This is a genomic window from Streptomyces sp. NPDC047072 (assembly GCF_040643855.1).
GTDB lineage: Bacteria > Actinomycetota > Actinomycetes > Streptomycetales > Streptomycetaceae > Streptomyces.
The window spans coordinates 73,759-82,190 of sequence record NZ_JBEYVC010000031.1 but is presented as its reverse complement, the minus strand read 5'-3'; the positions used below and the strand labels follow the sequence as shown (position 1 = coordinate 82,190).

The 8,432-nt window shown below is 70.9% G+C and carries 5 protein-coding genes and 1 pseudogene; 3 read left to right on the top strand and 3 right to left on the bottom strand.

Annotated elements, in window-relative coordinates; translation table 11 throughout:
• Positions 1 to 199 precede the first annotated feature (199 nt).
• Positions 200 to 784 (bottom strand): annotated as a pseudogene (locus tag ABZ896_RS16620) (PucR family transcriptional regulator ligand-binding domain-containing protein); the annotation flags it as partial.
• A gap of 106 nt (positions 785 to 890) precedes the next feature.
• On the opposite strand from ABZ896_RS16620, the gene ABZ896_RS16615 reads away from it, so the two are divergent.
• The 3 genes from ABZ896_RS16615 to ABZ896_RS16605 are packed head-to-tail and all read left to right on the top strand — an operon-like array spanning position 891 to position 5,018.
• Positions 891 to 2,336, top strand: coding sequence for a sodium:solute symporter (locus ABZ896_RS16615; protein ID WP_360928473.1), 1,446 nt, complete (start codon positions 891 to 893; stop codon positions 2,334 to 2,336).
• A gap of 34 nt (positions 2,337 to 2,370) precedes the next feature.
• The gene (gene speB, locus ABZ896_RS16610; RefSeq protein WP_360928470.1) at positions 2,371 to 3,339 is read left to right on the top strand and encodes an agmatinase; all 969 of its coding nucleotides are present in this window, start codon (positions 2,371 to 2,373) and stop codon (positions 3,337 to 3,339) included.
• Positions 3,336 to 5,018, top strand: coding sequence for a thiamine pyrophosphate-binding protein (locus ABZ896_RS16605; RefSeq protein ID WP_360928468.1), 1,683 nt, complete (start codon positions 3,336 to 3,338; stop codon positions 5,016 to 5,018). The genes speB and ABZ896_RS16605 overlap by 4 nt, the downstream gene beginning before the upstream one ends.
• Before the next feature lie 33 nt (positions 5,019 to 5,051).
• On the opposite strand, the gene ABZ896_RS16600 is transcribed toward ABZ896_RS16605, so the two are convergent.
• Together ABZ896_RS16600 and ABZ896_RS16595 are read right to left on the bottom strand one after the other, a co-directional pair.
• On the bottom strand, positions 5,052 to 5,855 hold the full coding sequence (locus tag ABZ896_RS16600; protein ID WP_360928465.1) for an endonuclease: 804 nt from the start codon (positions 5,853 to 5,855) through the stop codon (positions 5,052 to 5,054).
• Between the two features lie 138 nt (positions 5,856 to 5,993).
• Positions 5,994 to 8,315, bottom strand: coding sequence for a glycosyltransferase family 39 protein (locus ABZ896_RS16595; protein ID WP_360928462.1), 2,322 nt, complete (start codon positions 8,313 to 8,315; stop codon positions 5,994 to 5,996).
• Positions 8,316 to 8,432: the final 117 nt, after the last annotated feature.

Genomic DNA, 8,432 nt, shown 5'->3' with positions numbered 1-8,432 from the left:
GCGCCCGAGGTCTTCCACCCCAACCTCACCGGCTACACGAAGGGTTACTCGGACAAGCTCAAGGCCACGTGGGGCTGATGTCCACCGCGCTCTTCACCCGGGCCAGCTCCGCCAGTGCCGCCCGCACCTCGTCCCGCATCCTGCGTCCGGCGTGCTCCGGCGCCCGTCCGGCCCCCAGGGGCTCGACGTCCTCGGGCCTCCTCCCGGCCCCCGCCACCTCCGCCCCGTCCGGCCCGTACAGCACCGTCCATCCCCCGACCCGCTGGGCCAGCTGCCGCAGCACCGCCGGCACCGGGTCCGGGCGGGACGCGGCGGCCGCCAGGCGCTGCTGGGCCTCCGTGACCCGCCGCAGCTCCGAGTGCCGGACCTCCGCCATCAGCTGCCAGACCGCGCGGGCCACGCCCGAGAAGGTGGTCTCGGGCGGGACCTCGATCAGCGGCAGCTCGTAGGCGTCGCAGGCCGCGACCAGCGCGCGCGGCACCGTGTCGTGCACCGGCGCCACGCCGAAGCCGAGGGCCGCGCCGCCCGCCGCGACGATCCGCGACACGTAGTCGTCGAAGTACGTGCCCGAGCCCGCCGCCTCCGGGATGTGCACCCCCGCCGTCAGCAGCAGCTCGCCGCCCAGCAGATACGGGTACGGGTCCGCCATCTCCGAGGTGTGGGCCCAGTGGATGACGATGTCCGGATCGGACGGTCCCGCGATCTGCCGCAGGGCCAGGTCCTCACGGGCCAGGAGTGCCGCCAGGGACACCGGTGGAGTGGGAGGAACAGCGGGATCCGGCATGGTGTGCGTTCCCTCCATGCAGAGCCGTTCGAATGGATGAAACGTACACTTCGCAGCCGCTTTCCGGCCACCTACTGTCGAACCAGACCGGCAGAAGGAGGGCCCCATGGCCGTCGACTACACAGTCATCGTCGTCTACCTGGCCGGCATGCTGGCCATGGGGTGGTGGGGCATGCGCCGCGCCCGCTCCAAGAGCGAGTTCCTCGTCGCGGGCCGCCGTCTCGGACCCGCCATGTACTCCGGCACCATGGCCGCGATCGTCCTCGGCGGCGCGTCCACCATCGGCGGGGTCGGCCTCGGCTACCAGTACGGCCTCTCCGGCGCCTGGATGGTCTTCACCATCGGCCTCGGACTGCTCGCCCTCTCCGTCTTCTTCTCCGCCCGCATCGCCCGCCTCAAGGTCTACACCGTCTCCGAGATGCTGGACCTCCGCTACGGCGGCCGGGCCGGGGTCATCTCCGGCGTGGTCATGTGGGCGTACACCCTCATGCTCGCGGTCACCTCGACCATCGCCTACGCCACGATCTTCGACGTCCTCTTCGACATGAACCGGACCGTCGCGATCGTCCTCGGCGGCTCGATCGTCGTCGCCTACTCCACCCTCGGCGGCATGTGGTCCATCACCCTCACCGACATGGTGCAGTTCGTGGTGAAGACCATCGGCGTCCTGCTGCTCCTGCTGCCCATCGCCGTCGTCAAGGCGGGCGGCTTCAGCGAGATGAAGGCGAAGCTGCCGACCGAGTACTTCGACCCGCTGGGCATCGGCGGCGAGACGATCTTCACCTACGTCCTGATCTACACCTTCGGCATGCTCATCGGTCAGGACATCTGGCAGCGCGTCTTCACCGCCCGCAGCGACACCACCGCCAAGTGGGGCGGCACGGTCGCCGGCACCTACTGCCTCGTCTACGCCCTCGCCGGCGCCGTCATCGGCACCGCCGCCAAGGTCCTCTACCCCAACCTCGCCAACGCGGACGACGCCTTCGCGACCATCGTCAAGGACGAACTCCCGGTCGGCGTAAGGGGCTTGGTGCTGGCCGCCGCGCTCGCCGCCGTGATGTCGACGTCCTCGGGCGCGCTGATCGCCTGCGCGACCGTCGCCAACAACGACATCTGGTCGCGGCTGCGGGGGACTTCCAGCGAAGGGGAGCGCGACGAGGTGCAGGGCAACCGCGTCTTCATCCTCGTCATGGGCATCGCCGTCATCGCCACGGCCATCGCCCTCAACAACGTCGTCGAGGCGCTGACGGTCGCCTACAACCTCCTGGTCGGCGGCCTCCTCGTCCCCATCCTCGGCGGACTGCTCTGGAAGCGCGGCACCGCCCAGGGCGCGCTCGCCTCCGTCGTCGTCGGCGGGCTCGCCGTGATCGGCCTGATGGCGGGTTACGGCATCCTCGCCAACGAGCCCGTGTACTACGGCCTGTTGGCCTCCCTGGTCGTCTACGTCGCCGTATCCCTGGCGACCCCGGCGACCGACACCGCGGTACTCGCGGCCTGGCGGGAACGACTCGCCGGGCGCGAGGTCCCCGAGCCGGTTCCGGCACCCCGGTAGACCGAACTTAGAGACACAAGGAAGGCATACGACCATGAGCTCCCCCGAGACCCCCCGCGGCCCCGTCGACTCCTCCCGCATCCCGCGCTACGCCGGTCCCGCGACCTTCGCCCGGCTGCCGCGCCTCGACGAGGTCGGCCGGGCCGACGTCGCCGTGGTCGGGGTGCCGTTCGACTCGGGGGTCTCCTACCGGCCGGGCGCCCGCTTCGGCGGCAACGCGATCCGCGAGGCGTCCCGGCTGCTCAGGCCGTACAACCCGGCGCAGGACGCGTCCCCGTTCGCGCTGGCGCAGGTGGCGGACGGGGGCGACATCGCCGTGAACCCGTTCAACATCAACGAGGCCGTCGAGACGGTCGAGGCGGCGGCGGACGACCTGCTGGGGACGGGGGCGCGTCTGATGACCCTGGGCGGCGACCACACCATCGCGCTCCCGCTGCTCAGGTCGGTCGCCAAGAAGCACGGCCCGGTGGCGCTGCTCCACTTCGACGCGCACCTCGACACCTGGGACACGTACTTCGGCGCCGAGTACACGCACGGGACGCCCTTCCGGCGTGCGGTCGAGGAGGGCATCCTCGACACCTCCGCGCTCTCCCACGTCGGCACCCGCGGCCCGCTCTACGGCAAGCAGGACCTGGACGACGACGCCAAGCTGGGCTTCGGCATCGTGACCTCGGCGGACGTCATGCGGCGCGGGGTCGACGAGGTCGCCGACCAGCTCCGGCAGCGGATCGGCGACCGCCCGCTCTACATCTCCATCGACATCGACTGCCTGGACCCGGCGCACGCCCCCGGCACCGGCACCCCCGAGGCGGGCGGCATGACCTCCCGCGAGCTGCTGGAGATCCTGCGCGGTCTGGCATCGTGCAACCTGGTGTCGGCGGACGTCGTCGAGGTGGCCCCCGCGTACGACCACGCGGAGATCACCTCGGTGGCGGCCTCCCACACCGCCTACGAACTGACCACGATCATGTCCCGCCAGATTGCAGAGGCCCGCGCGCAGTGACTCACGACCACGACCTGGTGCTCCGTCCGACCGAGGCGCAGATCTCGGCGGCCTTGAACCCGCCTCCGGGCCGCAACGGCGGAGACCTGGTCGTGGAGACGCTCGCCGCACTCGGCGCGACGACCGTCTTCGGGCTGCCCGGTCAGCACGCGCTGGGGATGTTCGACGCGCTACGGCGTTCCGACCTCCGTTACATCGGCCTGCGCGTGGAGAACAACGCGGGCTTCGCGGCGGACGCGTACGGGCGGATCACCGGCGAGGCGGCCCCGCTGCTGCTGTCGACGGGCCCGGGCGCGCTGACCTCGCTGGCCGCCCTCCAGGAGGCGGCCGCCGCGTCGGCCCCCGTCCTGGCGATCAGCAGCCAGATCCCGACCGCCGGTCTCGGCGGCGGCCGGCACGGCTATCTCCATGAACTCCCGGACCAGTCGGCCTCGTTCCGGGGTGTCGTGAAGTCGGTTCACACGGTCCGCACCCAGTCCCAGATCCCCTCCGCGATCGAGGCGGCCTGGAAGTCGGCGCTGACCGCCCCGCACGGGCCGGTGTGGGTGGAGATCCCGCAGGACGTCTTGCTCGCGGAGACCCTGATCCCGGTGGTGACGGGCGGCGACGCCTTCCCCGAGGAACTGCCCCCGCGCCCCGAACTCACCGCGGTGGCCGCCGACTTGCTCTCCCGCGCCGAGCGCCCGGCGATCATCGCGGGCGGGGGAGTCGTACGGTCGGACGCGTCCGGCAAACTGCGGCAGCTGGCCGAGGCATTGCAGGCGCCGGTGGTCACGACCCCCGGCGGCAAGGGCGCCTTCCCCTGGACGCACCCGCTGTCGTTGCAGTCCTGGATCGAGGACCGGCACACCACGGACTTCCTGGAGGACGCGGACGTACTCCTCGTCGTGGGCTCGGGGTTGGGCGAACTGTCGTCCAACTACCACACGTTCAAACCGCGCGGGCGGGTCATCCAGATCGAGGCCGACCTCGGCAAACTGGAGTCCAACCACCCGGCGTTGGGGATTCACGCGGACGCGCGGCTGGCGTTGCAGGCGCTGCTGGAGACGGTGTCGAAACGGGAGGACTTCTCGGCTCCGGACCGCGTCCGCGAGGTCCTGGCGCGCGTCGCGGACCGCATCGCCGCCCAGGAACTCACCCTGGAGCAGGAGCTGTTGGCGTCGATCCGACGGGCCCTGCCCTTTGGGGCCCCGTCCTTCTGGGACATGACGATCCTTGCGTACTGGGCCTGGTCGGCCTTCGACGCCAAGGGCCCCAACCTGCTGCACTCCGCGCAGGGCGCCGGCGGCCTCGGCTACGGCTTCCCGGCGGCGCTGGGCGCGGCGGTGGCCGACCCCTCGCACCCGGTCCTCGCGGTCTCGGGAGACGGCGGAGCGCTCTACTCCATCGCCGAGTTGGCGACGGCCCGCCAGTACGACCTGAACGTCACCTGGCTGATCGTCGACGACGGCGGCTACGGCATCCTGCGCGAGTACATGACGGACGCCTTCGGCCAGGCCACGGCGACGGAGCTGTCCCGCCCCGACTACGTGGCACTGGCCGAGTCCTTCGGCGTCCCCGGGGTCCGTACGACCCCGGGGACCCTGGCGGACGACCTCGCGAAGGCCCTGGCCGCACCGGGCCCCTCGGTGGTCGTCCTCCCGGCGGTGCTGCGGATGTTCGCACCCACGCACCTGTAGGACCTTTCGCGCGGCTGACCTTGCGCGCGGCTCCTACCAGATGTCCTCGACCCACTCCGGGTGGTCGATGAACGGGTTGCGGTTGTGCTGGTAGGTGTCGTAGATGACCTGGTTGCGGCGCTCCTCGAAGGCGCTCGGCGGGTCCGCCTCGTTCCAGGCCTTCAGGACGGAGAGCTTGCCCATGTAGGGGTTGGAGCCGTTGCCGACCTTCTCGTTGGGCTCCAGGTTGGCGAAGCCGTCGTCACCCTCGTAGCGCACGGCCATGTACAGGATCATGCGGGCCACGTCGCCCCGGTCGGCCGCGCGCGGCGCGAAGGAGTCGGAGTCGACGGTGGAGCCGCCGCCGTTGGTGACGGCGCTGCCGCCGTTGTCGAAGTCCAGGTTGCCGCGGGTGCTGTTGACCTGGACGTCACAGGCGCGCAGGTGGTGCAGGTCGGTGCCGGGGCCGGTGACCTCGCCGAAGTCGCCGTGCGACTTGGCCCAGGTGTGCTCGCGGTTCCAGTCGCCGACGTCACCGCCGTTGAGGGACTTGCTGCGGGAGACACCGCTGTACAACAGCAGCACGTTGCTGGTGTTGTTCGGGTCCTGGTCGGTGACCTTGAGCGCGTCCCAGACCGCGGAGTACGAGATCTTCGACTGGCTGCTGATGATCGTGTGCAGCGAGGACTTCAGGCTCGTACCCGTCTTGCCGATCGCGTTCTTGTAGTACGTCGAGTCGTACGCGGTCGTCGTGGCGGCGGCCGGGGTCGCGGTGAGCGCGGGGGCGCTGAGGCCGGTCAGGACGGCGACGGTGACCAGAGCCACCGACTTCCAGCGCCGTATTCGTGTCGCCAGCATAAAGGTTGTCCCATCTACGCGGGTTGAATGGAGGCGGCAAGAGGGAGAGTGACATGGACATGAGGTCATGGCAATGAACGGGACGTTAAAAACGGCTCCCGACCGTGTGGTCGGGAGCCGTCGTGGTGCGGGTGTGGGTCAGTCGACGTCCTTCGGGTCCAGGCGGTAGACCGTCGAGGTGCTGGTGGAGGTGGAGCTGGAGGTCGAGCTGCTGCTCTTGCTCGTGCTGTAGTCGCTCTCCTTCACCGCCGTGCCGTTCTTCTGCACCCAGCTGGTGATCTCCTGGCTCAGGCTGCTGTTGCCGCCCATGCCTCCGCCGCCGAGCTGGATGTAGTGCAACTCGCCCTTCTTCACCAGCTCCTTGAGCTTGGCGAGGGTCATCGCCTGGTCGGTGCCGGTGAAGCCCCACATGGAGATGACCGGCTTGTGGGTGCTGAGGATCAGCTGGCCCGCGCTCTGCGAGTTGGACACCGCGAGCAGCCACTTGGCGCCGTCCTGGTGCTTCTCCAGGTAGGAGATCAGCGCGCTGTCGACGTTGCCGCCCATGCCGCCGCCACCGCCCATGCCGCCGCCACCGCCCATGCCGCCACCGCCGCCGGGGCCGCCGTTCGTCGTGCCGGTGCCGCCGGGAGCCGTGCCGGTCTCGCCGTTCTGGCTGCCCGGCATCTCACCGCTGCCCGGCATCTCGCCGCCGCCGGGGAAGCCGTTCGTGCCGCCCTGTTGGCCGCCGCCCTGGGGGAGTTCACCGGTGCCGCCGCCGGGCTGCATCTGGCCGTTCCCGTTCCCGTTGCCGCCCGCCGTGCCGCCGCCCGGGAACTCGCCGCTCGCCTGGCCGCCGCCCTGCTGCGTGCCGCCCGGCATCTCGCCGCCGCCGGGACCACCGTTGCCGCCGAAGCCGCCCCGGCCGCCACCGCCGCCGGGACCGCCCATGCCGCCGCCCGTCGACGGACCCGCCGTCGGGTTGGTGCCGCCCATCATGCCGCTGGAGGAGCCGAAGGCCGGCGAGGCCGCGTATGCCGTCGGACCGGCGAGCGCCGCCACGATCGCGGCGACCACGGACGCGCCCAGCAGCCGGACCTTCGTCCCCGAGGTCGCCGTACGGAAGACGAACAGACCCACGATCGCGAGGACCGTCAGGACCCCGACGACCGGCCACAGCCAGGTGTTCCAGCCGGTGGCCCGGCGCAGCAGGACGATCGCCCAGAGGCCGGTGACCGCGAGACCGGCCGGCAGGACCCAGGACCAGCGGGCGTCACCGCCGCGGAAGGCACGCCAGAGCATGACACCGCCCGCGCCGGTCAGCGCCGCGATGCCGGGGGCGAGCGCGGTCGTGTAGTACGGGTGCATCGTGCCCTCGGCCATGGCGAAGGTCAGGTAGTGCAGCAGCAGCCAGCCGCCCCACAGGACGAGCGCGGCCCGCGTCGGGTCGGTGCGCGGGGCCCGTCCGCACAGCACCAGGCCCGCGACGAGCGCCAGGAAGGCGAAGGGGATCAGCCAGGAGATCTGGCCGCCGAGGATGTCGTTGAACATCCGGCCGAGGCCCGCGGTGCCGGCGAAGGTGCCGCCCCCGCCACCACCGCCCCCGCCGTTGCCCTCGCCGCCGAAGACCCGGCCCAGGCCGTTGTAGCCCATGATCAGGTTCCAGGCGGAGCCGTCGGTCGAGCCGCCGATGTACGGGCGGTCGTCGGCCGGGACGAGCGAGACCGCCGTCGCCCACCAGAAGCTGGAGACGGCGAGCGCCACCGCGGCCAGGGCCAGGTTGACGACCTTCTTCTTCCAGCCGAGCTTCGAGGCGAACACGTACACCGCGAAGACGGCCGGCAGGGCGATGTAGCCCTGGAGCATCTTGGTGTTGAAGGCGAGGCCGAACAGGACCGCGGAGCCGATCAGCGGGAGCAGCCGGTCGGTGCGCACCGCGCGCAGCGCGAGGGCCGCGCCGCCGACCATCAGCAGGACGAGGATGGTGTCGGGGTTGTTGTCGCGGTTGATCGCGACGGTGATCGGGGTGAGCGCGAGGACGAGCGCGGCGATGGTGGCCGCCACGTGTCCGAAGTACCGCTTGACGGACGAGTGCAGGATCCAGATCGTGCCGAGGGCGGCCGCGATCTCGGGCGCCATCATCTGCCAGGTGCCGAAGCCGAAGACCCGGCAGGACAGCCCCATGATCATCAGAGCGAACGGCGGCTTGTCGACGGTGAGGAAGTTCCCCGCGTCCAGCGAGCCGAAGAACCACGCCTTCCAGCTCTGCGTCCCGCTGTAGATCGCCGCGCTGTAGAAGCTGTTCAGGCTGTTCCCGGACAGGTTCCAGCCGTACAGGACGCCGGCCAGGACGAGGATCGCGAGCAGCGCGGGCAGCGACCAGCGCGGGGCCCTGTCCGGTGGCGCGGCGGGTGGGGCCGGCGGTGCCCAGTCGGGGGAGACGGTCTGGGTGTGGGGGGTGGGATCGGTGGCAGATGTCACCCCGCCATCGTGCGAAGGGCGTTTGGGCGAGGGCTGTGGTGTACCTGGCGTCTTCCTGTGAAAACGCCTAGGGCTGGGTAACGACTCGCACAACCATTCCCCATGCGTACAACCATT

Excerpts from the sequence above, each read along its gene's own strand:
- ABZ896_RS16615 (WP_360928473.1), top strand. The coding sequence starts at position 891 with ATGGCCGTCGACTACACAGTCATCGTCGTCTACCTGGCCGGCATGCTG.
- speB (WP_360928470.1), top strand. The coding sequence starts at position 2,371 with ATGAGCTCCCCCGAGACCCCCCGCGGCCCCGTCGACTCCTCCCGCATC.
- ABZ896_RS16600 (WP_360928465.1), bottom strand. The coding sequence starts at position 5,855 with ATGCTGGCGACACGAATACGGCGCTGGAAGTCGGTGGCTCTGGTCACC.